The 25,073-nt window shown below is 46.6% G+C and carries 26 protein-coding genes and 3 pseudogenes; 3 read left to right on the top strand and 26 right to left on the bottom strand.

Features of this window, described 5'->3' with window-relative positions; genetic code table 11:
- Window positions 1-71 precede the first annotated feature (71 nt).
- The 15 genes from ACFQPF_RS02030 to ACFQPF_RS01960 all read right to left on the bottom strand — a co-directional run bounded on the left by ACFQPF_RS02030 (window position 72) and on the right by ACFQPF_RS01960 (window position 11,099).
- Window positions 72-476: an Asp23/Gls24 family envelope stress response protein gene (locus ACFQPF_RS02030; protein ID WP_379745755.1), complete on the bottom strand. Its 405-nt coding sequence runs from the start codon at window positions 474-476 to the stop codon at window positions 72-74.
- 16 nt (window positions 477-492) lie between these two features.
- Window positions 493-1,857: an acetyl-CoA carboxylase biotin carboxylase subunit gene (gene accC, locus ACFQPF_RS02025; RefSeq protein WP_379745752.1), complete on the bottom strand. Its 1,365-nt coding sequence runs from the start codon at window positions 1,855-1,857 to the stop codon at window positions 493-495.
- Between the two features lie 11 nt (window positions 1,858-1,868).
- Window positions 1,869-2,369: an acetyl-CoA carboxylase biotin carboxyl carrier protein gene (accB, locus tag ACFQPF_RS02020; protein ID WP_379745749.1), complete on the bottom strand. Its 501-nt coding sequence runs from the start codon at window positions 2,367-2,369 to the stop codon at window positions 1,869-1,871.
- Window positions 2,370-2,927: 558 nt separating this feature from the next.
- Window positions 2,928-3,455: a SpoIIIAH-like family protein gene (locus tag ACFQPF_RS02015; RefSeq protein WP_379745746.1), complete on the bottom strand. Its 528-nt coding sequence runs from the start codon at window positions 3,453-3,455 to the stop codon at window positions 2,928-2,930.
- A 3-nt stretch (window positions 3,456-3,458) separates the two neighbouring features.
- Window positions 3,459-4,022: a stage III sporulation protein AG gene (gene spoIIIAG, locus ACFQPF_RS02010; protein WP_379745743.1), complete on the bottom strand. Its 564-nt coding sequence runs from the start codon at window positions 4,020-4,022 to the stop codon at window positions 3,459-3,461.
- Window positions 4,023-4,096: 74 nt separating this feature from the next.
- Window positions 4,097-4,720: a stage III sporulation protein AF gene (gene spoIIIAF, locus ACFQPF_RS02005; protein WP_379745740.1), complete on the bottom strand. Its 624-nt coding sequence runs from the start codon at window positions 4,718-4,720 to the stop codon at window positions 4,097-4,099.
- Window positions 4,721-4,729: 9 nt separating this feature from the next.
- On the bottom strand, window positions 4,730-5,884 hold the full coding sequence (gene spoIIIAE, locus ACFQPF_RS02000; RefSeq protein WP_379745858.1) for a stage III sporulation protein AE: 1,155 nt from the start codon (window positions 5,882-5,884) through the stop codon (window positions 4,730-4,732).
- An 84-nt stretch (window positions 5,885-5,968) separates the two neighbouring features.
- Complete coding sequence (spoIIIAD, locus tag ACFQPF_RS01995; RefSeq protein ID WP_379745737.1) at window positions 5,969-6,355, bottom strand: stage III sporulation protein AD; 387 nt, start codon at window positions 6,353-6,355, stop codon at window positions 5,969-5,971.
- A 12-nt stretch (window positions 6,356-6,367) separates the two neighbouring features.
- Entirely contained in the window at window positions 6,368-6,574 is a 207-nt protein-coding gene (gene spoIIIAC / locus ACFQPF_RS01990) for a stage III sporulation protein AC (protein ID WP_379745734.1), read from the bottom strand.
- 93 nt (window positions 6,575-6,667) lie between these two features.
- Window positions 6,668-7,180 carry a stage III sporulation protein SpoIIIAB gene (gene spoIIIAB / locus ACFQPF_RS01985; RefSeq protein WP_379745730.1) on the bottom strand — a complete coding sequence of 171 codons (513 nt, stop codon included), beginning with the start codon at window positions 7,178-7,180 and terminating at the stop codon, window positions 6,668-6,670.
- Entirely contained in the window at window positions 7,177-8,103 is a 927-nt protein-coding gene (spoIIIAA, locus tag ACFQPF_RS01980) for a stage III sporulation protein AA (protein WP_379745727.1), read from the bottom strand. The genes spoIIIAB and spoIIIAA overlap by 4 nt, the downstream gene beginning before the upstream one ends.
- 218 nt (window positions 8,104-8,321) lie before the next feature.
- Window positions 8,322-8,879 carry an elongation factor P gene (efp, locus tag ACFQPF_RS01975; protein ID WP_379745723.1) on the bottom strand — a complete coding sequence of 186 codons (558 nt, stop codon included), beginning with the start codon at window positions 8,877-8,879 and terminating at the stop codon, window positions 8,322-8,324.
- Window positions 8,880-8,901: 22 nt separating this feature from the next.
- A complete protein-coding gene (locus tag ACFQPF_RS01970; RefSeq protein ID WP_379745720.1) occupies window positions 8,902-9,978 on the bottom strand; it encodes a M24 family metallopeptidase in 1,077 nt (358 codons plus the stop codon).
- Window positions 9,965-10,429: a type II 3-dehydroquinate dehydratase gene (gene aroQ, locus ACFQPF_RS01965; RefSeq protein WP_379745717.1), complete on the bottom strand. Its 465-nt coding sequence runs from the start codon at window positions 10,427-10,429 to the stop codon at window positions 9,965-9,967. The genes ACFQPF_RS01970 and aroQ overlap by 14 nt, the downstream gene beginning before the upstream one ends.
- Window positions 10,430-10,577: 148 nt before the next feature.
- Window positions 10,578-11,099, bottom strand: a complete 522-nt coding sequence (locus tag ACFQPF_RS01960) for a YqhR family membrane protein (RefSeq protein ID WP_379745714.1) — start codon at window positions 11,097-11,099, stop codon at window positions 10,578-10,580.
- Between the two features lie 225 nt (window positions 11,100-11,324).
- On the opposite strand from ACFQPF_RS01960, the gene ACFQPF_RS01955 reads away from it, so the two are divergent.
- On the top strand, window positions 11,325-12,260 hold the full coding sequence (locus ACFQPF_RS01955) for a DUF1385 domain-containing protein (RefSeq protein WP_379745711.1): 936 nt from the start codon (window positions 11,325-11,327) through the stop codon (window positions 12,258-12,260).
- Window positions 12,261-12,278: 18 nt separating this feature from the next.
- Window positions 12,279-12,653, top strand: coding sequence for an SA1362 family protein (locus tag ACFQPF_RS01950; RefSeq protein ID WP_379745708.1), 375 nt, complete (start codon window positions 12,279-12,281; stop codon window positions 12,651-12,653).
- On the opposite strand, the gene ACFQPF_RS01945 is transcribed toward ACFQPF_RS01950, so the two are convergent.
- The 7 genes and pseudogenes from ACFQPF_RS01945 to ACFQPF_RS01915 form a co-directional block, all read right to left on the bottom strand.
- Window positions 12,650-13,585: a patatin-like phospholipase family protein gene (locus ACFQPF_RS01945; protein ID WP_379745705.1), complete on the bottom strand. Its 936-nt coding sequence runs from the start codon at window positions 13,583-13,585 to the stop codon at window positions 12,650-12,652. The genes ACFQPF_RS01950 and ACFQPF_RS01945 overlap by 4 nt on opposite strands.
- A 129-nt stretch (window positions 13,586-13,714) precedes the next feature.
- Entirely contained in the window at window positions 13,715-14,128 is a 414-nt protein-coding gene (gene mntR / locus ACFQPF_RS01940) for a transcriptional regulator MntR (RefSeq protein WP_379745855.1), read from the bottom strand.
- A gap of 102 nt (window positions 14,129-14,230) precedes the next feature.
- On the bottom strand, window positions 14,231-15,244 hold the full coding sequence (gene splB, locus ACFQPF_RS01935; protein WP_379745852.1) for a spore photoproduct lyase: 1,014 nt from the start codon (window positions 15,242-15,244) through the stop codon (window positions 14,231-14,233).
- 590 nt (window positions 15,245-15,834) lie between these two features.
- Window positions 15,835-16,440, bottom strand: a pseudogene (locus tag ACFQPF_RS01930) (vitamin B12-dependent ribonucleotide reductase); the annotation flags it as partial.
- A gap of 292 nt (window positions 16,441-16,732) precedes the next feature.
- Window positions 16,733-17,248: pseudogene (locus ACFQPF_RS01925) on the bottom strand (vitamin B12-dependent ribonucleotide reductase); the annotation flags it as partial.
- A gap of 285 nt (window positions 17,249-17,533) precedes the next feature.
- A pseudogene (locus ACFQPF_RS01920) lies at window positions 17,534-18,973 on the bottom strand (vitamin B12-dependent ribonucleotide reductase); the annotation flags it as partial.
- A gap of 323 nt (window positions 18,974-19,296) precedes the next feature.
- Entirely contained in the window at window positions 19,297-20,133 is an 837-nt protein-coding gene (locus tag ACFQPF_RS01915) for a lipoate--protein ligase family protein (protein WP_379745702.1), read from the bottom strand.
- A 149-nt stretch (window positions 20,134-20,282) separates the two neighbouring features.
- Here ACFQPF_RS01915 and ACFQPF_RS01910 point away from each other — a divergent pair, with 149 nt between their 5' ends.
- Window positions 20,283-20,663, top strand: coding sequence for a rhodanese-like domain-containing protein (locus ACFQPF_RS01910; RefSeq protein ID WP_379745699.1), 381 nt, complete (start codon window positions 20,283-20,285; stop codon window positions 20,661-20,663).
- A gap of 14 nt (window positions 20,664-20,677) precedes the next feature.
- Here the strand turns inward: ACFQPF_RS01910 and ACFQPF_RS01905 are convergent, their stop codons facing one another.
- From ACFQPF_RS01905 to gcvT, 4 genes are all read right to left on the bottom strand, one after another.
- A complete protein-coding gene (locus ACFQPF_RS01905; protein ID WP_379745696.1) occupies window positions 20,678-20,926 on the bottom strand; it encodes a hypothetical protein in 249 nt (82 codons plus the stop codon).
- Window positions 20,927-21,022: 96 nt separating this feature from the next.
- The gene (gene gcvPB / locus ACFQPF_RS01900; RefSeq protein WP_379745693.1) at window positions 21,023-22,483 is read right to left on the bottom strand and encodes an aminomethyl-transferring glycine dehydrogenase subunit GcvPB; all 1,461 of its coding nucleotides are present in this window, start codon (window positions 22,481-22,483) and stop codon (window positions 21,023-21,025) included.
- Entirely contained in the window at window positions 22,459-23,823 is a 1,365-nt protein-coding gene (gcvPA, locus tag ACFQPF_RS01895; protein WP_379745690.1) for an aminomethyl-transferring glycine dehydrogenase subunit GcvPA, read from the bottom strand. The genes gcvPB and gcvPA overlap by 25 nt, the downstream gene beginning before the upstream one ends.
- A gap of 16 nt (window positions 23,824-23,839) precedes the next feature.
- Window positions 23,840-24,937 carry a glycine cleavage system aminomethyltransferase GcvT gene (gene gcvT / locus ACFQPF_RS01890; protein WP_379745687.1) on the bottom strand — a complete coding sequence of 366 codons (1,098 nt, stop codon included), beginning with the start codon at window positions 24,935-24,937 and terminating at the stop codon, window positions 23,840-23,842.
- Window positions 24,938-25,073 lie beyond the last annotated feature (136 nt).

The raw sequence follows: 25,073 nt of genomic DNA, 5'->3' as shown, positions 1-25,073 counted from the left end.
CAGGCCACGAACAGAAAAGAACACAAAAAAACGCATTGACACTCTTTCTCGTCAATGCGTCTGCATATCGATTATTCTGCAAAAGGAATTTCTGGCTGTTTCTCTTTGTTTTCAAACTGGACTCCGACAACAAACACATTGATGTCGTTCGCTTCAAGTGCGGTCATGTTTAACAGTGCCTGACGGATGCTGTCTTGGATGGATTGAGCAACATCAGGGATCGAGATGCCGTATTTCATTAACACATAAACGTCAATGGAGATGCCCTCTTCTGTTAGTTCTACTTTAACCCCTTTGCCGTGTGATTTGCGGCCGAATTTTTCGACAACACCTGTGGCAAAGTTTCCTCTCATTGAAGCTACACCCTCTACGTCTGACGCAGCGATACCCGCAATCACTTCGATTACTTCTGGTGAAATTTCTACCTTACCAAGACCCGATGCATGTTCTTCCATTTCAAACGTCATTTCATTCATATTGCCTTGCCTCCTATTACTTCGATATCTTCTTTTCAGTTAAATCATGCAGTTCCAAAAACTTTGTATTAAAGTCTCCGCTTATAAATGTTTCGTTGTCCATCAGCTTTAAATGGAAAGGGATTGTCGTATGAACGCCTTCGATCACAAACTCCATTAACGCGCGTTTCATTCTGCTTACTGCTTCCTGACGCGTATGACCGTAAGTGATGACTTTAGCGATCATCGAATCATAATAAGGAGGGATCACATAGCCAGGGTACGCTGCAGAATCGACTCGGACGCCAAACCCTCCTGGCGGGAGGTACATCTCAATCTTCCCTGGTGAAGGCATGAAATTTTTGTCTGGATTTTCGGCGTTGATTCGGCATTCGATCGACCAGCCACTAAAGGTAATGTCTTCTTGGGCAAATTTCAGTTTTTCTCCTGAAGCCACTTTAATCTGTTCCTTAATTAAATCTACCCCAGTAACCATTTCCGTAACCGGGTGTTCGACCTGGATTCGCGTGTTCATCTCCATGAAGTAGAAGTCACCAGTGTTATGATCAAAGATAAACTCAACAGTCCCCGCACCTGAATAGTTGACCGCCTTAGCCGCTCTAACAGCTGCTTCTCCCATCTCCGCACGTTTTTCTGGTGAAATGGCAGGTGAAGGCGTTTCTTCTAATAGTTTCTGCAGCCTTCTCTGAATACTGCAATCACGCTCACCGAGATGGATGACGTTACCGTAATTATCGGCGAGAACTTGAATCTCCACGTGACGGAAGTCTTCAATGTATTTTTCAATATAAACGCCTGGATTGCCAAACGCGGTTGCCGCTTCCTGCTGTGTGATGGAGATGCCTTTAAGCAGTTCAGCTTCAGTACGGGCAACGCGGATTCCTTTTCCTCCGCCGCCAGCTGTCGCTTTAATAATAACAGGATACCCTATTTCGTTTGCGAGCTCGGCACCTGCTTGAGGATTCGGAATGATGCCTTTTGATCCTGGAACTATCGGCACGTTCGCTTCTTCCATCGTTTTGCGAGCCACGTCTTTGATTCCCATTTTATTGATCGCCTCTGCGCTAGGTCCTACAAAAATCACGTTGCACTCGCGGCATATCTCAGCGAAGTCAGCGTTCTCAGCCAAGAAACCGTACCCTGGATGAATGGCGTCTGATCCTGTTAAAGTGGCCACACTCATGATGTTCGTAAAATTTAGGTAGCTTTCTTTCGATAATACAGGTCCAATGCAATACGCTTCATCAGCAAGCCTGACATGAAGGGCGTCTTTGTCTGCTTCTGAATACACAGCGACGGTTTCAATGTTCAGCTCGCGGCAGGCACGGATGATGCGGACCGCGATTTCTCCACGATTGGCAACAAGCAGTTTCTTTATCATAAGACCACCGCCTATTCCGACTTGACGAGGAACAAAGGCTGCCCGTATTCGACCAGCTGGCCGTTTTCAGCAAGCACTTCTACGATTTCCCCATTCACTTCCGATTCAATCTCGTTAAATAGCTTCATCGCTTCAATAATGCAGACGATAGAATCTTTAGATACCTTGTCCCCTGCTTTTACATAAGCTGGCTGATCAGGAGCTGAAGCGGAATAGAACGTCCCAACCATCGGTGAAACGATTTTATGCAAGGTTTCATCCTGAACCTTTTCCTTTTGTTCAGCTGCCGGCATGGCATCTTGCTGCTGCACGACAGGAACAGAGGCTTGAGGCTGTAGAGCTGGAACAGACTGGACCGCTGCAGGCTGCGCATGGCTTTCTGCCAACTGGCTTTCTCCGCTGCCGTTTTTCTTCAATACAATTTTAGCACCATCATTTTCATACTTGAATTCATTAATAGAAGATTTGTCGATGAGTTTAATCAATTCTCTTATTTCTTGTATTTTCAGCATGCGTTTCTTCTCCTTTATCTAGCCGGTTTTATTAGCACCTTCTATTGTGACTAGGTCTTAATCAATGTAAATATACCATAAATCTATGTAAAAGAATAGCCGCCACAATATGTGCTTTCACTTTAATAGTACAGGAAAACCGTTCTAATTGTAAGCGTTTCAAAATGCAGCGCTTCATATTGTAATGATCCTATACTATCAGATTTAAAAACATGAGGGTAAGCCTATAACAACATTCGGCATCTTTTGCTGTCATGTGTCCTAAAGAAAACTTGGCTGACGCCTTAAGTCAGCCTTAGTTGCCCTTATACTTTTTCCTAAACTTTTTGACTGCGCCGAATTCCTTCCACTGTTAAAAAGTTATGCTTTTCTTAAAGTGTAAAGAAAACTTGGCTGACACTCAGCCTTTAAGTCAGCCATAGTTGCCCTTATACTTTTTTCCTAAACTTTTTGACTGCGCCGAATTCCTTCCACTGTTAAAAAGTTATGCTTTTCTTAAAGTGTAAAGAAAACTTGGCTGTCGCCAAAGAAAAAAATAAAGCCGGAAAAATCCCGGCTTTATTTCTTGGCTGTAGCGGACTGGTATTCAACCGCGACGGTCTTGTCTTTTCCTAGGTGCTCTCTCGCTTTGCCCATAATGGATACAACTTGCTTCTTGGAAAGGTTCTTTTCTGATTTGACGATAACACGCACTTCCGATTCCATCGTGTTTACAAGAGCATCATGAAAGCCCATCGCCTTGATCAGTGTCTCTAACGTTGCTTCTTTCATGCCGAGTGCCTGCAACTCTGAGATTTTCGCCCAAGCCTCTGCCTGAACTTCAGCACTCGCGCTAGGAGATGCGACGACGGCCGTATAATCTTCTTCCATCTCATCACGGTGCTCATCGCGCTGAAGGCGGAGCATGGTGAACATGTCGCCATCCTCTTGTTTGGAAACCGCCGCGTTTTTCTTGCTCTCTTTCTTGCCGCTTTCCAAGAATGCCGTGCTGTCTGTACCGCCTGGCGCAGTAATATAATAGACAGATAGAACAATGATCAAGCTAAGCATCGTTAACAGCCATACCGTTTGCTTTTTCAATAACATTCTTTATTCCCCCTCAGCATTTTTTGGCAGGACCGAGACACGGTTGCTGCCGATGTCGAATACTTTTGTGACAGCATCTATAATGACGGCTTTTGTTTTCAGGCTGCCGGCTCCTTCCGCGACGACGATTACGCCTCTTACTCTTGGCTTTTCCGTGGTCACGATAATGGGTTCCTCATTGCTGCCATTTCGTATAATAACGGTCTTGCTGTCTGTTTTCTTGTCCGAGATCGTCCGTTCGCCGCCTTTTGGATCTTTTTCAACGGTCGTTTGTTCTTGTACGCCATCATCTTGGATGAAACGCCTCGTCTCAGAAGTATCCAGCTCGACCATGACGCTCACCTTGCCTACTCCTTGAATTTGTTCGAGAATTTCCTTTAGCTCAGCTCTGTACCTTGCTTCAAACTCTTGAATGTTTTTAGGCGTCAGATTTTTGGCCTGCTTAAATACCGGCTGCGCTTCCCCGTTTCCTTCGTTCGCCATCATGACTGGCTGAGTGTTGTCTGGAGGGGACAGCATTTTATTGCCAGCGAGCAGTGCGATACCAAGCACGAAAAGAATCAGCATATATTTTTGCTTGCTGCCTTTTGAATGATCCTTTTTGAACAGTGATGAAAATCGGCCGTTTAAAAATTTGATCGCTATTCCCCTCCTTCCTTCACCAGGATGATCTGCTCACGCTCGAATTGCCATTCATCCGCAAGCCACTGCGCAAGCCCTTCTGGCAACTCCTGGTCTTCAGGAGTTGCACGATGATTGCCATCCACCGTAACCGATACTTCTTTTACTCCTGTTATCGCTGCCTGTCCTTCTGCTCGCTTGAGGACGACCCTGGCCGCTGTAATGTCTTTATAATCAAATTCCTGCCCAGAGCTCTCTTTGCTCGCTTGCAGCGAAAGGCTGGTTATCTCTAGACCATAAGACGAATTCAACTCCTCTTTCACTTTATTTTTTAATGGGACAGCCATTTGCTCTAATATATATGCAGCTTGAGAAGCTTGTATTTCTGTTTTCTTGTCTTGTACTATATTTTTTATTTTTTCCTCATTCGCTTGACTTGATAGATTCATTCCTGCCATCACCGTGTTTATATCAAGTTTCATCAGCTGCAGAAGGGGTGAGAGCATAGCTAGAATGAGCAGCATTCCGATCACGAGCCGGATGTATTTTTGAAATGAGCTGTCAGGCAGGAGCATCTCAATGATCCCGGCGAGCAGCAACAGCATGATGATATTGGAAACCCATGCAGTCAAAAGCTGCATCATCCTCTCCCCCTATCTCACCATCAGCGTAATGTTCCCCGCTGCAACAATAAGCGTTACCGCGAGAAAGAACATGATGCATACCGCGCCAAGTGAAGCAAAGATATACATCATGCTTTTTCCGATAATGCTTAGACATTCAATGATCGGGCCGCCTCCTAATGGCTGAAGGACAGCCGATGCTACACTATATATAAAAGCGAGCACGAGCAGTTTAATCGCTGGAAACGCCGCCATGATGAGCAGCATCCCCATCCCGACTATGCCCACTGTATTCTTTAAGAGTATAGAAGCACTCATGACGGTGTCAGCTGCATCCGTAAACATCCTGCCTACAACAGGAATAAAGTTGCCCGTTACGAACTTTGCCGCTTTTATCGTCACACCATCGGCCACAGCAGTCGCTGCACCTTGTACACTCATGACTGTTAAGAACACGGTGAAGAATAACGCCAGAGCACCTGCGGCCACTTTCCTAAGCAGCGAGGCGAGCTGCGACACTTTATGATGTTCATTCATCGTAGAAACGATGCTGAGCAGCGCAGATAAAAACAGGAGTGGGAGTACAAAGCTCTTCACGAGCAGACCGCACGTGCTGACAAGGAAAACGATAACCGGGTGGAAGAAAGCAGCTGATGCGATACTGCCTACACTTGCCATTAACGCAAGCAATAATGGAAGAAGCGCGATCATGAAGCTCATCATTTCGTCGATTGTTTCCTGTGCATAGTTCATGGCAACGTGAAAGGAATTCAGGGCTAATATAACAAGCACGAGATAAACGACCCCATATGCCGCCTTAGAGACTGCGGGATGGCTGAAGGCATTCTGTATAGATTGCAGGAGCATGCTGAACACGGTTAAAAGAATAAGAGTTCCGAGCAGTTTCGTATGCACGAACAGTTCATGAAACAAATAGCGCAGAAATCCAGCACCCCAATCTTTAAAATCAAACGTTTTCTCTCCTTTTATAAATTCCATCAAACTGCCTTTTTGACTTTCCGGCAAGAATCCACCGTATTCGCTTGCAACCTTTTCCCAATACTCTTTTATTTCATCGATTCCGAGACTCTCAATTTGGCTGTCTGCGATCTTTTGAAGGGGCTGGCTTTGCTCTTGTGCCGAAACAGCGTCATAAGCAAAAAGAGAGAACACATAATAAACCATCAACAAAGTAAACATATACCGAAAAGCGGAACGGACCGTGACAATCAGCCTCCTTTCAAAAGTCTCAATAAAACGATGAGGAGTTTAAGGGATCATAGCGATTACGGTTTCAATAATAACCGTCATGATCGGTATAGCCAGTACCAGAATGAGTACTTTCCCTGCCAGTTCCACTTTCTGGGCGATGGCACTTTGGCCAGCATCACGTATGATATGACTGCCGAACTCAGCGATATAGGCGATGCCGATAATCTTTAAAATGGTCCCGACATAGATCATGTTAAGACCCGCATTATCAGCTAGCTTCTGCAGCATGGACAAGATCTCTCCGATTTTCTCAGAAAGAAAAATAAAGAGGATGGCTCCTGCTGCAAGAGTGATCAAAAAAGCAAAATTCGCTTTTTGTTCTTTTAAGACAATGGCAAGAAACGTTGCGATGAAACCAAAACCGACAATCTGGATGATCTCCATTCGGCACCCCTCCTAACTCTGGAACCAGAAGACTCCCTTCACCTTTTGAAACAAATCATCAAGCATAGACACGACAAGCAGGAGTGCAAAAATAAATCCAAGCAGTGTTACCCAATGAGCATAATCCTCTTTGCCTATCATCTTCAAAACGGTATGAAGCATGGCCACGATAATGCCGAGTCCCGCTATTTGAAACACAATATTCACATCAAACCCCATTACAGCCACCACCTTTTTCAAGCAATATGGATTTCTTATATGGATGCGGTCACAAACCCTGAAACTCTGAACTCATACCTAGCCAGGGGGCCTTTATAAAAGGAGGATCACAATGAGCAAACCCGCCAGAAAGCCCACGCTTTTGTACATTTTTTCATAACGTTCCGCCATGTCCCGTGCCTCTTGCTCTTCTCTGCTCAGGTGGGTAAGTGCCAGTTGGATCTGCCTCTGCTGATTGTCACGATCATGCCTGCCGAGCGTCAGCCCAAACTGCTTTAAAATCTCGGTTTCTTTTTTTTCAAAATCGGCTTCTCTAGCGAGCACTTCTACTTCTTCGATCCATATCGAGTCCACAGTTCTTTGGCCTTGCTTCATCTTTTCTGAAACCGATAAAAAAAATCGCGATAACGCCCCTTCCACCTGTCCCGATAAGTGGTAAAAAGCCTCATCGAGCGGCATAAGGGCATACACGATTTCCGCTTCGAGCGACATAAGCGACACCTTCAAGTTTCTCAGCTGCTGCAGCCTGTTTCTTGTCCTTGCCGCTCTTTCGAACCCAAACAGCGTGCATGCCATGATAACGAAACAAGCTCCCGCCCAGCTCACCGTTTCAGCTCCTTTTTCACGGTGCTTCCATCGCTTTTCAAAATGTGTTCGATCGTACCTGGACCCCGTCTCCTTGAAAGGATGACAAATCGTTCAAATACGGGTTCCTTTGACAGCTGCAGCATAGCCGGACGCCGCATCACATCTTCAATAGACGTGCCGTGCGCCGTGAACAGCATCTGCACTCCTGCATTGACAGCTTCATAAATGGCCTCGGCGTCTTCTTTTCTTCCGATTTCATCGGCAACAATGATCTCCGGACTCATCGACCGGATGAGCATCATGATGCCTTCTGCTTTCGGACAGGCATCGAGCACGTCCACTCTTTTGCCGAACTCATGCTGCGGCACACCTTTCACACAGCCCGCAATCTCAGAACGCTCGTCCACGATGCCGATCTTTGACGGCAGCATATTTTCCTTTTCATCACCAGTGCTCATTACACGCGCTAAGTCTCGTAAAATAGTGGTTTTCCCGGTTTGAGGAGGTCCGATGATGAGCGTGTTCATCCAGCGGCCACTATATAGATGTTTGCCAAGATCATGGGCGATGCCTATCTTCTGCCTGGCGACCCGGATGTTATACGAGCTGATGTCTCTCACTGCCTTTACCGAGCCTTTTTCCGTGATGACTCTGCCTGCAATACCGATACGATGACCTCCGCTTATCGTGATGTAGCCCCGTTTCAATTCTTCTTCAAGCGCGTAGAGAGAATGATGGCTGATTCTAGAAAGCAGGCCAGCCGCTTCCTGCGGACAAAACGAATGGGTAAGGTCAGGATAATGCGGCTTGCCGGAAATGATAAATTCTACAGGCTGGCCTGTCCGCAAGCGGATTTCTTCAATCGTTTCTTGAACGGGCGCAGGAATTTTCTGCAATAACCGCAATACGGTTTCCGGAAGCACGGCTGTGATTTCTTTCATAATGTCTTCTCCTAAAAAGAGATTTGTAATCTAAGATATGGCGGGGATATGCGGAATATGACAAGCATGGGGGATATATGGTGGGGCGCGATTCATCGCAGTGTTTTAATAGAAATGTCTACATGCGGAGAAAAAGGAGGAATCGGTCAATGTTTGCGCGTTCTGTGACAAAGCGCAAAAAAGCCCATCCAGCAAAATGCTGAATGGGCTGAAGATGATTATGCGCGTGAAACGTAATCTCCGTTTCTTGTGTCGATGACAAGCTTGTCTCCCTGGTTGATAAAGAAAGGAACTTGCACGGATAATCCTGTTTCCAGGACAGCTGTTTTCGATCCGCCAGAAGATGTGTCACCTTTAATGCCTGGCTCCGTTTCCGTTACTTCAAGCTCTACTGTGTTAGGCAGTTCAACACCGATCGTTTCACCTTGGTATGTCATGATCTGAACATTCATGTTCTCAAGCAAGAACTTTAGTTCATATTCGATCTGTGCAGCAGACAGTTCGATTTGCTCGTAGGACTCTGTGTCCATGAATGTGTACGTTTCGCCTGAATTGTAAAGGTATTGCATTCTGCGGTTCTCAATGTGAGCCTTTTGCACTTTTTCTCCACCACGGAACGTTTTTTCCTGAATGCCGCCCGTACGCAGGTTGCGAAGCTTGGAACGGACGAATGCCGCACCTTTACCTGGCTTAACATGCTGAAACTCTAGTACCTGCCAAATGCCGTTATCCACTTCAATCGTTAACCCTGTTTTAAAATCGTTTACTGAAATCATTGTTTTCCTCCTAAATTCTATTCTACTGATCTAATACAATGAAAGACTTGTCCGCGTGAGTAAGACACTCGTTTCCGTTTTCCGTGATCAGGGCATCGTCTTCAATGCGCACCCCTCCGAGACCGGAAACGTAGATGCCTGGTTCGACCGTTACTATCATCCCTGGTTTGAGGATGGTATCACTTTTCACTGATAATGCAGGTGCCTCATGCACGTCAAGCCCGATCCCATGTCCTGTCGAATGACCAAAATAGGAACCATATCCTTTATCAGCGATATGATCACGAGTTAAAGCATCAGCTTCTCGTCCCGTCAGTCCTGGTTTAATGCCAGCCATCCCTTTTAATTGTGCCTCGTATACGACCTGATAAATGTTTTTCAATTCATCAGACACATCACCGACTGCGACCGTTCTTGTCAGATCGGAAACATACCCGTTATAATATGCCCCAAAATCCAGCGTCACCAGCTCACCTGTTTCAATTACCTTTTGAGACGCAACACCGTGAGGCAATGCAGAACGCCATCCGGATGCCACAATAATGTCAAAAGCTGAAGATGCTGCACCACTTTTTCGCATAAAGAATTCGAGTTCGTTTGACACATCACACTCGCGTATGCCTGGCTTTATGTAAGAGAGTATATGAGCAAATGCCGCATCAGCTATCTCTGCGGCGTCCTTTATTATCTTAATCTCTGACGTATCCTTAATCAAGCGTAATTTTTCCACGAGCCCAGAAACGGGAACGAGTTCAACGCCTGTACCTTCAAGAGCTTTTTCGTAGGATTTATGCATGGCGTAAGAAAGCGAATCCTGCTCAAAGCCGAGCTTCTTAATTTGGGCGTTATGCGCTGCTTTGGCCGCTTCTTCCATTAGCGGGGCGGAGTGTTCTATGATTTTGAATCCTTTTGCCTGTTCGCTTGCCTGGCTTGTGTAGCGGAAATCTGTCAGCAGAATCATGTCTCTGTCCGAAATCACTAGGTTACCAGAACTACCTGTAAATCCGCTCATATAATAGCGGTTTGTTTTTGATGTGACAAGAAGACCGTCTATGCCGTATTCACGAAAAAGGGCTCTAGCCCGCTCAACTCTGTTCATCTTCATTTCCTCCCGTGTTTTTCAGTGAGTACAATGCACGAACGGCGAGCTCATACCCTTCGACTCCCAGTCCGCTTATATGCCCTTTCACTACAGGCGCGATTACTGAGTTTTCCCGAAACGGCTCTCTCGCAAAAACATTGGATATATGTACTTCAATGACAGGAATATCAATGCTTGCGATAGCATCCCGGATAGCATAGCTATAATGAGTGAAAGCCCCAGCGTTCAGCACGATGCCATCCGCCTTGGAAGCGGCTTCATGGATCCAGTCAATGAGATCACCCTCATGGTTGGATTGTCCGAAATAGAGTCTGACATCCATCTCACTCTCCATTTTTTTTAGGCTGGCTTCCAATCCTGACAATGTCTTTTTTCCATAGATGTGCGGCTCTCTTAAGCCAAGCCGGTTCAGGTTAGGCCCGTTGATCACGGCGATTGTCGTCTGCATCTGTCTTTTGCATCCCCTTTAAGAATAGTAAAATTGCCCGCACTGCTTTTTTCATTCAGCCAAACCCATCTGAGGGTTACTTTTTTACTTCATAAAAAAATAGAATGTTTCAAGAAACATTCTATCATAGCCCCTATTTTTTGAATAGTTAGGTACTTTTACCGTTCTCACCTGCCATGTTCCCCTTTTGCTGGCTATGGCGCTCCTCGTATTCAAAGGATATGGAATAGCCAATAAACAAGCCATAAAGGATGTATAAGCACAGCGTGGTGGATATGGTGTTGATGCCAAGCTGACTGACAGGCTCAAGATCTGGAAACATCGGCCGCAGCAGGTAAAAGACAAGAGCCCATAAAGCGGCACCGAAAAGAATTGCCGGCACCATCCCCTTTAGCCTTGCAAGGGTAAATCGGTAAGCAAAGGCGACTCCTATCGAAACGATGCTGATCGCTAGAATTCCGATCACCTGACCGAGCCAGCCGTTCTTCCATTCTCCAAACGCCCATGGAGCAAGTATGAGTGCCGGTCCGACCTTGGTAAAGTTTAAATAATAAGCCATATACCCTAACAGCGGCCAAAACAATCCGCCGAAGAAACCGACTCCTGCCACTCTACCGGCAAACGACACCGGCTCTTCTCTTTTATTTTGTTCAAGCTTTTCTTTTTCCATCTTCACACCTCCATTTAAAGCATATCCATCTTTTCACCGTTTCTTTCATTTTGTTTACCATCTACTAATATTCTGTGTAATTTCTGTATAAAATGGGAAAAATACATTTATATACTGCTTTCTAGAGGATTGTTGATGTTTCCTGTACAATATATATATAACGAAAGAGAATGGACATTCGCCAAAAGATCGGCTGTTCATTTATCACTCACCTTGGGGGTAGCTATGGGAAACAAACAGCAAGTTTACGGGGGGCAGGCGGTCCTTGAAGGTGTCATGTTCGCCGGAAAGCATACATGCGTGACAGCTGTCAGGAGAAACGATGGCAGCCTTGAATTCTTTGAAGTAAAAAAACAATCAAACAGAGTGCTAGCTTTTTTAAAGAAAATTCCCTTTGTCAGAGGTGCCGCAGCAATTGTTGAAGCGAGCGCCAACGGTACGAAGCATCTAAACTTTTCGGCTGAACGGTATGGCGTGGATCCTGGCGAAGAGTTAAAGGAAGAAGAAAAACCGTCAAAGGGCACGTTCTATATTAGCCTGGCGATTATCGGGGTTTTGTCATTCTTGTTCGGTAAGTTTATTTTTACACTCGTGCCCGTTTTTCTGGCTCATTTGTTCCGATTCGCAGTAGACAGCCATTTAGGCACCAACCTACTGGAAGGCTTTTTCAAATTAATATTTCTTCTATCCTATATTTATTTCGTCTCATTAACGCCTTCGATCAGACAGGTCTTCCAATATCATGGTGCTGAGCATAAAGTAATCAGTACGTATGAAGCCAATGAGGAACTGACCGTAGATAATGTAAGAAAGCAGACCCGCCTTCACTATCGGTGCGGCAGCAGCTTCATCTTATTTACCGTCATTGTTGGGATGTTCATCTACTTGCTCGTCCCGTCTGATCCGCTATGGCAGCGCGTGGTTTACCGCCTCGCCTTAATACCGGTTGTACTCGGCGTATCTTTTGAAGTCCTGCAGCTGACAAACAAAGTAAGAGATCTGCCGGTTCTCAAATTTCTTGGATACCCGGGGCTATGGCTGCAGCTGCTCACGACAAAAGAGCCTGAGGACAGACAGATTGAAGTCGCCATCGCCTCTTTTCAAGAACTGCTCAAACGGGATGCAGATTACGAGAAAGGTATGGAAAGCCAGATCGTTTAAAAATAGGAGGTGAACCTGTTGCAGCAGAGACGAAAAATCCATCCCGTCCTTTGGGGAATTATTATACTGGCCGTTATAGGGTTCTTGTACCAGCTCGTTTCTTCACCTCAAGAATTATTCACCACCTTGGCTATAACAGCTGGTATCATTGCTGTACTATACTTTTTAATCAAACGCTTTTCACCAGGAAGCTCCGCTCCAGACAGCGGCAAGTACCAAAAAGCAGTGCGTCAGTCCAAAAAACGTTACGGAAGCCAGCCTACACCCGTGAAGAAGCCATCACTGCTCAGTTCTAAACAAAAATCATCAAGCAGCAAGAAACGCAAACGCGAACACAACTTGACCGTGATTGAAGGAAAAAAGAATAAAAAGAAAAACCGGGCCAGTTTTTAAGCCCGGTTTTTCTGTGCCCAGCTATAATGAGGAGGTCTGCCACCGGCAATCCAGCGGCTCAAAAATTCTTCGGCCCTTGTTTCGCCATACGCATAAAGTTCCTGCTTCGCTTCATGAGGAAGCTGAAAATCAACGACAGACACTTGTTTCACCGGCATAAAGATAATGTTCTGCGCGTCTTGTTTGTCAATATGACGGTTATCATGCGCTTGCATCATCGTTTCAAAAAGTGCTTTAAACAATACAGCTGCGTTCGTGATTTTATGCTGCGGCATATAATCGTCATACCGTGAGCTCAGCTGAAAACCGAGAACCGGCCGGATGGACGTCCTGTCCTTGCGCTGAAAGAGCCAGATTGGAAAATTGCTGAGCACCCCGCCATCAACGATGTAGCTTTTTTGTCCAAGTCGGTTATAGAGCGAAATCGGATAAAAAAAGTAGGGCAGGCTGCAGCTCATTCTCACTGCCCTCGCTACTGAAAACCGCTCTGGTAAAATGCCATATTCCTCCAAATCATCTGGAAGTACTACGAGCTTTCCGCGTGTAATATCCGATGCTACGATTTTTAACGTTCCTGGCGGAAGATCACCGAACGTTACGATCCCTTTTGCAGCAAGCAGTGCTGCCACCCACCGTTCCAAATAGTCTCCTTTGTAAAGCCCGAGCTTCCAATATAGCTTGATCCAGTTCATGAAAGGAACTGGCACCCACGTCTTTTTGCTGTCAAGAAACTTTTTGAAGTCCGCGTTGTCGATGATCGATTTCATCTCAAGCGACGTGTAGCCTGCTTTGACAAGGGCTGCGAGAAGGGCGCCAGCACTTGTCCCCGCAACCCGTTCAAAGCAGAGACCTCTCTTTTCGGCTGCCTCAAACGCCCCGATCAGTGCTAGCGCCTTGATGCCGCCGCCCGAAAACACTCCGTCAATTTTCATAGTCCGATCTCCTCCCCTACTATCCTAATCAAGCAAGGGATGTCCTTATGACAAACAGAGTGAACAGGAAGGTAAGAACAATGGAGGAAAACTTTCTCATGAACCAAAAAAAACAACCATAGCCAATGACTATGATTGTTCTTGTTCGTTTTTTTGCTGAATGCTTCGCAGTTCTTTTACTGCTTCCGGGTTTTCATCGAAAAATTGCAGAAGGTCTCCGATGCGGTCGATCGCGTTCCAGCTGAGATGATGCTCGATTCCTTCTACATCCTGATAAATGTTCTCGGAATCCACTCCGATTACTTTTAGAAATCCTTCCAGCAAATCATGGCGGTAAACGAGCCGTTTTCCTAGTTTTTTTCCGTTTGGCGTCAAGACGAAGCCGCGGTATTTCTCATAAACCACATATTTACCTTTATCCAGCTTCTGAATCATTTTCGTCACAGAGGAGGGATGAACTTCCAGGTTTTCCGCAAGATCGGACACTCTCGCGTATCCCTTTTCTTCAATCAGCGCATAAATTCGTTCTATATAGTCTTCCATGCTCGGCGTTGGCGGCAAAATGTTCCCTCCCAATCGGGCTTACTTTTCTTTTAGAATTTTACTATAGAAAGTGGTGGGTGACAAGAAAGCCCTCGGGAACGATCACGTGAAGTATTCGATTTTTGCTGCGGGAAGCATTGATGAGATATAGTTTTCGACCGTTTCTCGAAGCTTCTTCGCCTGTTCGTCTTGATACACATACTTACCGATGCCGTAGCGGCCCCATTTGTATTTTCGTTCTTCTTCGTTCATCTCAAGCTTGGATTTCGGATAGTTTTTCTCGATCACTTTTTTGGCCGGTTTCGTGAAGCGGTGCTGAATCAGCTCAAACGTAATATTGTCGGTCAGATGCTTCGGTATGCTGGATTCAAGCGTCTCGAACAGCTCACGGTAGCCTTCTTCCCAGTCTTTATGAAGATAAAGCGGAGCAACGATAAAGCCGAGCGGATATCCGGCTTCTGCGACCTTGATCGCCGCTTCGATCCTTTTTTGCAGCGGACTCGTGCCGAGCTCGAAGTTTTTGATCACATACTGAGAGTTCACGCTAAAGCGGAAACGCGTCCGTCCATTATGCTCGGCGTCCAGAAGGTGGTCCACATGATGATATTTCGTCGTGAACCGTAACAGTCCGTGTTCCGAACGGCCGAAGAACTCTACCGCTTTTTTGAGCGAGTGTGTGAGATGATCGATGCCCACGATGTCCGACGTACACGATGCTTCAAAGCGGGTGATTTCGGGGGCTCGTTCTTGCATATATTTTTCGGCCTGCCCGAAAATGTCCTCCAAGTTCACATAGGTGCGCAAATAAGGCTTGCTGCCGAGCGTTGTCTGCAGATAGCAGTAATGACAATGCCCCATGCATCCTGTCGCAAGCGGAATCGCGTATTCTGCGGACGGCTTGGACGAGTCAAACTTCAATGTCTTACGTATTCCCACAACAAGCGTCGATTTTGCTGTCCGGTATTTTTGAAAATCGTTGTCGCCTGGAAGGTCACGGATCTGGTTATGGGATGTCGTCTCCCTGATCTCGACCTCCATCTTGCTGAACTTGTCAAAGAGCTCTTTTCCGAGCGGATAGTCTAAAGCGCGCGGCTCAAAATAGACGAGCTGCGGCATGAACGGCTTGTTCTCTTTCAACACATACAACCCCTATCGTTATGGATGATGGTGTTAGTATGCGCATTAATAGAAAAAGAAAGCTGTTTTCGTAAACATTGTCGCTTTTAGAATTCTAAGAAGCGGTTGATCTCCGTTACAGGTGCACGCTTTCCGCGGGGTGATGGCGAAAGGCAGAAAGGGCTCGTTCAGCCCCGACAAGCAAATGAGAAAGGGACCGGTAAATCGCTCTTTGATTTATTGGGCACTGGCTCATTTGACCTCGAGGGGCTAGCCATTTTTGCTGGACAAGGTGAGCCCTTTTGTCGCTACGCGCCATTAAAATTTATCCGCAACCTATTCTCAACAGAGTTTTGAAGCAGGATACTCAGCCCTATTTATCCATGCAGATCCGCCTAGGCAAGCAAATGAGAAATATCACTGCTAGACACTTTTAATGAGTCATTTAAAGTTGATCTAGAAGGAAAAGAACGCACAAACCATTGTGTGTTTATTTGCAATCCATTCTTGAGCAACAATCACTGCGAAAAGATCCAAAAAGAAACAGGAAAGGCTTGGATTTACCTTTCCTGCTTCTTAAAGTTTTTATTTTACAGGCCGCATTTTAGCTGCGTGTTGCAGTTCGTGCACGTGTTGCACCCGCCGATTTCCTTAATCTTCCCTTTTCGGCAGACCGGGCATGTGTTGCCCACTTCGTTGCCGACTGTCACGTCGGTTGAACGGAGGTCTGAGATCGTGTCTACGAGCACCACTTTCTGCTTCGTTTCTTCTAATCCAAGATCGATTTCCGTCTGTTCAAACGTTTCTTCAGCTTTCAGTGTGAGCACCTGAGAGTCACGGCTGCCGTCGACATAGACCGTTCCGCCCTTCGCTCCACCTTTATAAAGTCGCTCGTACACCTTCTGCACTTGGTCCACACTGTAACCTTTCGGCGCGTTCACGGTCTTGGAGATCGAGCTGTCCACCCAGCGCTGAATCACACATTGTGTATCCGCATGCGCCTCAGGAGAAAGTTCCATCGCCGCGACGAACCATTCAGGCAGCTCATCTTCTTTTGCTTCAGGATTGCGATCTAAATATTCTCTCACGATATCCGCCTTCACCTCGATAAACTTCCCGAGACGCCCTGATCGGAAATAAGAGAAAGAGAAATAAGGCTCTAACCCTGTGGAGACTCCAACCATGGTTCCTGTACTCATTTTTGTTACTCTCTGAAAGTAATCTCTCAGAGGGCGGGATTATTAGCACCCGCTCCTTATGTCGCCATAAGGATCAGACTATATCATCAACCAGTATCGTTATTTACTTACTGGTGCTCGGCGTGTAGTCGTTGAGGGGTCAGCCACGACTTCCCTGCGGATTGTCTGCACCTTTTGATTTTTACCATTATTTGTACTGGCAAAGTACTGGTACAAAAGGATACTCAGAGTTTCCCGCATATAGCCAAGTTTACGCAGCGTTTTTACAAACGCCGGGGGCAATATGTTTACCCGTAGGAGCCACCGTTAGAAGGTGGGAATTTCGAATGCCGTATTGCTTGATGCCTTCGAGCACTTCGATTGGCATCTTCTTCATATAACCTGTCTCTGTAAAACGATTTCTCAATTCTACTGTTTCATTTTCATCAGCACCGACGAGGAACGGGAAGCTTCCCTTTTCCTTCGCGAGTTCGATGGATGTCTGATATGCCGTCACAGCGATTGTTTCAAAAATTTCATCAACAAGCTTATTGCCTTGCTCTGATCCATACACGGTCTCGCAATAGATCAAAAGATCGTGCAGCCCCATCACACCTAGTCCGACGCGGCGTTCGCCAAGTGCCTGGATCCGGTTCGGCTCGAGGAAGTAAGGCGTCGCATCGATAACGTTGTCCTGCATGCGCACCCCTGTTGCGACCGTCTGCTTCAGCTTTTCAAAATCAACTGTTTTGTTCTCCTTGTCCGCCATGTTGCCAAGGTTAACAGCGGCAAGGTTGCACACACTGTAAGGTGCGAGAGGCTGTTCCAGTTTTTGTTAACACAAAGGCTTTTTATCCTTTGCTTCTGGAGGTTCATTTCCCTCATCCCTTTAAAAGGTACGACCAGTCATTTCTGGTCCAGCTCAGCATAACTTTTCGTTAAATCATTAACGCTGCGGCCTCGTGGGGGAATTATATTCTGATTTCTCAGGTTCATCCCCTATGCGTTGCCCCTGACTAAATTTTTACGTTTAGCCTTCGGTTCGGATTAGGATTCTCACCTTTCCCGCTTTATTCCGCAGTTTTTAACGTGAGGCAAATCAAGCTGCCTTACCACACGGGTTTGTCGCCACAACTTTCTGACCGTAAGCTTTCGCGTTCGTCATGTCGTTCGCGTTGTCGATAAAGAAGATTCCAGGCTCGGCTGAATATGTCGCACAGATATTGATTAAATTCCACAGTTCGCGCGCTTTAATCCGTTTATAGACACGGATGCCGTATCCCCGTTCTTCCCACTCGCGCACATCGCCGACTTCATGCCACTCGCGGTTGTACGCTTGCATCTCTTCTGGAGAGTACGATTCTACACTCGGAAAGCGTAGGTGGTAGTCTCCATCGTTCTCGACCGCTTCCATAAACTCTTTCGTGATCGTCACCGAGATGTTTGCTCCTGTGAGGAACTCAGAGTTATGAACGGTGTAAGTGCCGCCGTCTCTCAGCATTTTTTCTGCTTCTTTCACCACATCATGATCAAATCCGCCCATGCCCGGGAAATCTTTGTAGCGCAATATGCCTTCATACAGCGCTCGCTCTGTCGGTGTGAGAGGCGTGAATTTCAGTTTGTCTTTGGCCACTTGCTTGATCTTTTCATCTTCCGTATTTTCGATCAAATAACGGAGAATTCTAGGGTTCTGCATTTTAGAGATAATGAAATCAATGATGTCAGGGTGCCAGTCCGCGAGCATGATCATTTGGGCCCCCCTGCGGCTTCCGCCCTGCTCGACAAGGTGCGTCAGCTTTGCAATATCATCGAGCCACGATACCGAACCGGATGATTTTCCGTTCACCCCTCGAGCGAGCGCGTTTTTCGGCCGGAGCGTTGATCCGTTCGTACCGACTCCGCCGCCGCGGCTCATGATCTCCATCACTTGCTTGCGGTGATCGGATATGCCCTCTCGCGAATCTTTTACATACGGCATCACATAGCAGTTAAAGTATGTCACGTCTGTTTGGGCACCGGCACCGTACAGCACGCGCCCTGCCGGCACAAAGTTCATCTCAGAAAGTTCTTTATAAAATCTCTCGAATGACTCCTGCCTTTTTTCCGGCGTCGTTTCGACCGAGGCGAGGCCTGTCGCGTTTCGTTTCGCGATTTGCTCATAAAACACTTCGAGCGGCTTGTCCATCACATCAAGCGAGCGCGTGATCAAGCCGGATTCTGCTTCTTCCGGCTTGTCGAGAACACCTTTGAACTCATCTTCTACAAGCACAACCGCACTTTTGTCGTCCCAGTTGATGCTTTGGATGTAGCCGAGCCCTCTTGCTGGAAACTTTGGATCTTCTTTTACTGTCAGTACGACAAAGTCGCCTTCTTTTAGTGTCTTTTTCTCGGTGTCCTTGAAGCTGTACCGGTCGAGCATCACGAGCTTCGATACACCTTTATGTGTTGTCTTCATATCTGGCGTGATTGGATGCACCTGTGGAAACATTTTAATGTCCTCGTTCAGCGATTCCACGAAAATCCCCTTCTTTTCCCGTATTAATAGATCCATACGTTTCCTCCTCAATTCTTCTATATCTAGTATGTAGTTTTAATACCCTTATACTATATATAGGTAAACTACATGTCAAAGAAAAAATATTGTCAAACATGAAAACCGTACAAAACGATTGAAAATGAGAGAAAACACGATTAAAAGATATATTTATTTAATCATTTAGCTTTATTTAAAGTTTGTAAAAATTGGATGTTTTAAAAAACCGCAGTCTATCACACTTCTAGCAATCTCCTTCTTTTTCCTGAAAAAATATTTTTACCTTGACTCTTTTTTCTTAAAAACGTAAAAAGAAAAACCGGAACCAAAAGGTCCAGGTCTTAACGTTTGTATGTCCATTCTTCACTGCGGTATCGGTTCTGTGCGAGTTCATATACTTCTTTCAGCTGATCTTCTGACAATTCGAACGGCACAAGTTCAATGTTCAATCCTTTTTCAAAGCCAGCTTTAAAAGCGGCTTTCGCTTCATTTATGGTAACGGGCTCACTCCTCAGTGCGTTCACCGCGACTGCTTTTTTTCTGAAATTTTGCTGAAGCCGCTCTCTCACCCGCTCGCTCGGGTACTTAAACACATCGAACAGTTTATCCTCATCAATCTCGAGCAAAATCGATCCGTGCTGCAAGATGACCCCTTTCTGTCTTGTCTGAGCGCTTCCGGCTACCTTTCGTCCTTCAACTACGAGCTCATACCATGAAGGGGCATCAAAACAAACGGCGGAGCGAGGATTCTTCAAGCCTTCCTTTTCTTCGTCTGTCCGCGGAATCGCGAAATACGTTTCAAGTCCAAGTAAATTAAAACCGTCCTTGATACCTTCTGAGATAACACGGTATGCCTCTGTTACTGAAGCAGGCATCTCTGGATGTTCTTCAGATACGATTACACTATACGTGAGTTCCTGATCGTGAAGGACACCGCGTCCGCCAGTAGGCCTGCGGACGAATCCGAGGTTATGCTTTTTAACCGCATCCATGTCGATTTCTTTCTCTACCCGCTGAAAATAGCCGATTGAGAGCGTGGCGGGGTTCCAGCCGTAAAAGCGGATGACCGGTGGTATCTTCCCTTCGCTGTGCCAGTTTAAGAGCGCTTCATCCAGTGCCATGTTAAATGCGGGATCGCAGTTCCCGGAATCTACAAACAGCCATTTTTCTTTTTCCATGTCTTTTCTCTCCTTGCTATGCAATCGTCCTTAGTGTATCAAAGTCAGCTGCTTTTTTAAAAGGAAACACCATGTAAAGTTTTCTTTTGAAAAACCATGCATCACGGTCTATAATGATAGGTAGATTGTTTTAAAGGAGCAGAATAAGAATGGTATGGATCATTTTGGCGGGTGTAGCCGCCGCAGTTGTAGCGTATGTCGTGATCATGGGAATCATGCAGAACAAACACGTGAAAACGCTGAGTGAAGAAGAGTTTAAAGCGGGATATCGAAAAGCGCAGCTCATTGACGTCCGTGAGCCAGACGAGTATAAGAACGGCCACATTCTTGGAGCAAGAAACATTCCTCTTTCTCAAATGCGCCAGCGCATCAGTGAAGTGAGAAACGACCAGCCTGTTTATTTGTACTGCGAGAGCGGATTCCGCAGTGCGCGTGCGGCGCAATTTCTTCGCAAGAAAAAATACAGCGGCCTGCATCAGCTTCAAGGCGGTTTTAAAAAGTGGACAGGAAAAGTTAAAAAACAATCGTAAAAATCAGGGCATCCTCAACAGCGAGGATGCCCTTTAACGTTTTTCTCCATAACCTGTATTCTCCTCTCTCGTTCTGCCGACAACTGCAATTCGATCGCAAGTTCCTCTACTGTCAAGTTATAGACAATCCTATTCTTAACATTCTGCAGCAGCTCGTCCCTTATTAATACTAGTTCAGGACTCATAGCACTCTCGCTCTCCAGAAGGGCCATAATCCGTTGATAATGGTCTTTTTCAGTACCATCCATATATTCTAACAGCACAAACATCCCGCTCCTTTTTGTTAATAGCTATTCGTTCTTAACGGGTTTTATGAAAAAAAAAACAGCTCCTCAAAAAAGGAGCTGCCGGGTGATTCACTATGCTTTTTGATAACGTAGGATTGGCTTTCGCGCTGCTGTAGCTTCGTCAAGACGCTTCACGACAGTCGTGTGAGGAGCTTCTTGCACGATTTCTGGTGTTTCTTCTGCTTCTTTTGCGATCTGGATCATCTTTTCGATAAACTCGTCCAGCGTTTCTTTCGACTCGGTTTCGGTCGGCTCGATCATGATCGCCTCTTCTACGCTCAAAGGGAAATAGATCGTTGGCGGGTGATAGCCGAAATCGAGCAGCCGCTTCGCGATGTCGAGCGTGCGGACGCCTAGCTTCTTCTGTCTCGTGCCAGATAGGACGAATTCATGTTTGCAGTGCTGCTTATAAGGAAGCTCAAAGTACGGCTCTAGCTTGCGCATCATATAGTTCGCGTTCAATACCGCATTTTCCGATACTTGACGCAGCCCGTCAGGTCCCATCGTCATGATGTACGTGAACGCGCGGACGTTGATGCCGAAGTTTCCGTAATAAGGTTTCACGCGCCCGATGGACTGAGGACGATTATAATCAAAACGGTATACATCATCTTCTTTAACAAGCACGGGTTTAGGAAGGAACGGAATCAGATCCTTCTTCACTCCGACAGGACCAGAACCTGGTCCCCCGCCGCCGTGCGGTCCTGTGAACGTTTTATGCAGATTTAAATGGACGACGTCAAAGCCCATGTCTCCTGGTCTAGCAAAGCCTAAAATCGCGTTGGCGTTCGCTCCGTCATAGTAAAGCTTGCCGCCCGCTTCATGGATGATGGCTGCCATCTCTAAAATGTTTTCTTCAAACAACCCGAGTGTGTTCGGGTTCGTCAGCATAAGTGCCGCCGTGTCCGGCCCGACCACTCGCTTCAAATCTTCGAGATCGACGAGGCCGCGCTCATCGGATTTAACCGTGATCGAATCGAATCCAGCAACGGTCGCAGACGCCGGGTTCGTTCCGTGTGCAGAATCGGGAACGATCACTTTCGTGCGGTTAAAATCGCCGTTCGCTTCGTGAAAGGCACGGATCATCATCAAACCTGTCCACTCACCGTGAGCGCCTGCCGCCGGCTGCAGCGTCACTTCATCCATTCCCGTGATTTCTGCGAGAGATGTTTGAAGGCGGTACATCATCTCCATCGCACCCTGCACAGTCTCTTCGTCCTGCAGAGGGTGAATGCTTGAGAAGCCTGGGAAACGGGCAACGTCTTCATTAATTTTCGGATTATATTTCATTGTACATGAACCTAGCGGATAGAACCCTGAGTCCACACCATGGTTGCGGTTAGACAGAGCCGTATAGTGGCGCACGATCTGAAGCTCTGAAACCTCCGGCAGCTCTGCTGCTTCTGTGCGGAGATAATCTGACGGAAGCAAGGATTCGACAGGAACTTCCGGTACATCAAGAGATGGGATGCTATAGCCGACACGGCCTGTCTTTGAAAGTTCAAAAATTAACGGCTGATGTTCTGTGCGCATGAAAGTCCCTCCAATACTGTAGCTAGTTGATCGATTTCTCGTTTTGTTCTCATTTCGGTCACAGCAATAAGCATATGCCCCGAAAGTTCCGGATACATTTGTCCGAGATCCAGTCCGCCGATGATCCCTTCTTGCAGAAGCTTTTGTTTTGCGTCTTTTACAGGAACAGGCAGCTCGACCACAAACTCGTTAAAGAATGGTCCGTCAAATACGGACTTCATCCCTTTTTCCTGCAAAACTTTTTTCGCATAATGCGCTTTTTGGATGTTTTGGTGTGCCACTTCACGGACACCTTGTTTCCCAAGAGCGGTCATCGCGATGGAAGCCGCCAGGGCGTTCAAAGCCTGGTTTGAACAGATGTTGCTTGTTGCTTTGTCGCGGCGGATATGCTGCTCTCGAGCCTGAAGGGTAAGCACGAATCCGCGTTTTCCGTTCTCGTCTACTGTCTGGCCGACAAGCCTTCCAGGGACTTTGCGCATAAGCTTGGAAGTTACCGCGAAGAATCCGCAGTGAGGTCCGCCGAACCCTTGCGCAATGCCAAACGGCTGTGCGTCACCGACAACGATGTCAGCTCCGAATTTCCCAGGAGGTGTGAGCGCGCCGAGCGCAAGCGGGTTGGATGAAACAACAAACATCGCTTTCGTGCTGTGAGTGATTTCTTCGATTTCTTTCAGCGGTTCGATCTGCCCGAAAAAGTTCGGATATTGAACGAGTACGCACGCCGTTTCTTCGTCAACCGCTTCTTTTAACGCTGAGAGTGACGTGAGGCCGTTCTCCATCTCCACTTCGACCACTTCAAAATTTTGTCCGTACGCATATGTTTTCAGCACATCTCGAGATTCAGGATGAACCGTTTTAGAGACAACGATCTTTTTTCTTTTTGTCTGTGCGGCAGACAGAAGAGCTGCTTCAGCAAATGCCGTGCCTCCGTCATACATGGAAGAGTTCGCGACATCCATTCCCGTCAGTTCACAGATCATGCTCTGAAACTCGAAAATCGCCTGCAGCTCTCCTTGTGAAATTTCAGGCTGATATGGCGTATAGGCGGTATAAAACTCTGAACGAAGAAGCATATGATTGACGACAGAAGATGTGTAATGGTCATACACACCTGCTCCGAGGAAAGAAGCATATTCTTTCGTGTTCGTGTTTTTAGCGGCTAGACGGCCCATTTCTTTTAGCAGTTCAGGTTCAGAAAGAGCTTCTTCAATCTGAAGCCTTCCTCTGAATCTCACTTTTTCGGGAATATCACTGAAAAGTTCTTCTGTCGTTTCAATGCCGATTGCCTCAAGCATCTCTTTTTTATCTTGATCTGTCATAGGTAGATAACGAAATGTCATGTTGTTGTCCCCTCCGTTAGCCTTTTTTATAAAACGGCGCTTTCACAACGACCGCCTTTAATGTTTTCTGGCGTATCTGCACGTCCACCTCGGTGCCTAGCTCGGCAAAGTCGGCCTTGATCAAGGCGAGCCCTAGATTTTTTTTGAGCGTCGGTGACTGTGTTCCTGTTGTCACTTCTCCGATTTTTTCGCCATTCTTCAGCACCTCATAGTGCGTACGCGGAATGCCTTTATCGATCATCTCGATGCCGACAAGCTTGCGCGGCGCTCCTTCAGCCTTTTGACGCGCTAGTACATCTTGGCCGATGAACGGAATGTCTTTGTCCGTTTTGACAACAAATCCGATTCCCGCTTCGATCGGGGTAATGTCTTTTGTCAATTCTTGGCCGTACAGCGCGAGGCGCGCCTCGAAACGCAATGTGTCACGCGCTCCGAGACCGCACGGAAGGATGCCTTCAGGTTCGCCAGCTTCAAGGATCTTTTCCCAAAGCTTCGGTGCGTCTTTTTCGTCAAGGTAGATTTCAAACCCGTCTTCGCCAGTATAGCCGGTGCGTGACACGAGCGCCTTCATCCCGTCTAAGTCCACATTTTCTTCAAAACGGAAGAATCCGATCTTAGAAAGGTCGGTATCCGTCAGCTTTTGCAGCACCTTTTCAGACAACGGCCCTTGCAAAGCGAGCTGCCCGACAGCGTTCGATATGTTGGTCAGCTGAACACCGTCTGTCACATGCGAAGTCATCCAGTCAAAATCTTTATCAATGTTGGAAGCATTCACAACCAGCAAGTAATCGTTCTCACGTCTGCGGTAAACGAGCAGGTCGTCCACCGTGCCGCCATCCTCATAGCACATGGCCGTGTACTGCGCTTGTCCGTCGCTAAGCTTCGACACATCGTTTGTCATCATGCGCTGCAGATAAGGCAGTGACTGTTCACCTTTCACTTCGAATTCACCCATGTGAGATACATCGAACAGACCGGCGCGTGTCCGTACTGCTTCATGCTCTTCTTTAATGCTCAAGAATTGGACAGGCAGCTCCCATCCGCCGAAATCAATCACTTTACCGCCATATGACTTATAAAGTTCAAATAATGAAGTACGCTGCAAAACCGTCATTGAATGTTCCTCCCTTTCAATCTAGCGCAAATTTTCTGTACATTCTGGACGTAAAAAGGACAGAGGAATCCCGTATTTCAGGGAAACCTCTGTCCTGCAACCTGTAAGTTTCTCGAAAACTTCCGAGTTTCTTCGT

Source organism: Fictibacillus iocasae, from assembly GCF_042665465.1.
GTDB lineage: Bacteria > Bacillota > Bacilli > Bacillales > Fictibacillaceae > Fictibacillus > Fictibacillus iocasae.
The sequence above is the reverse complement of the archived record's forward strand: the minus strand, read 5'-3'. Positions and strand labels throughout refer to the sequence as shown.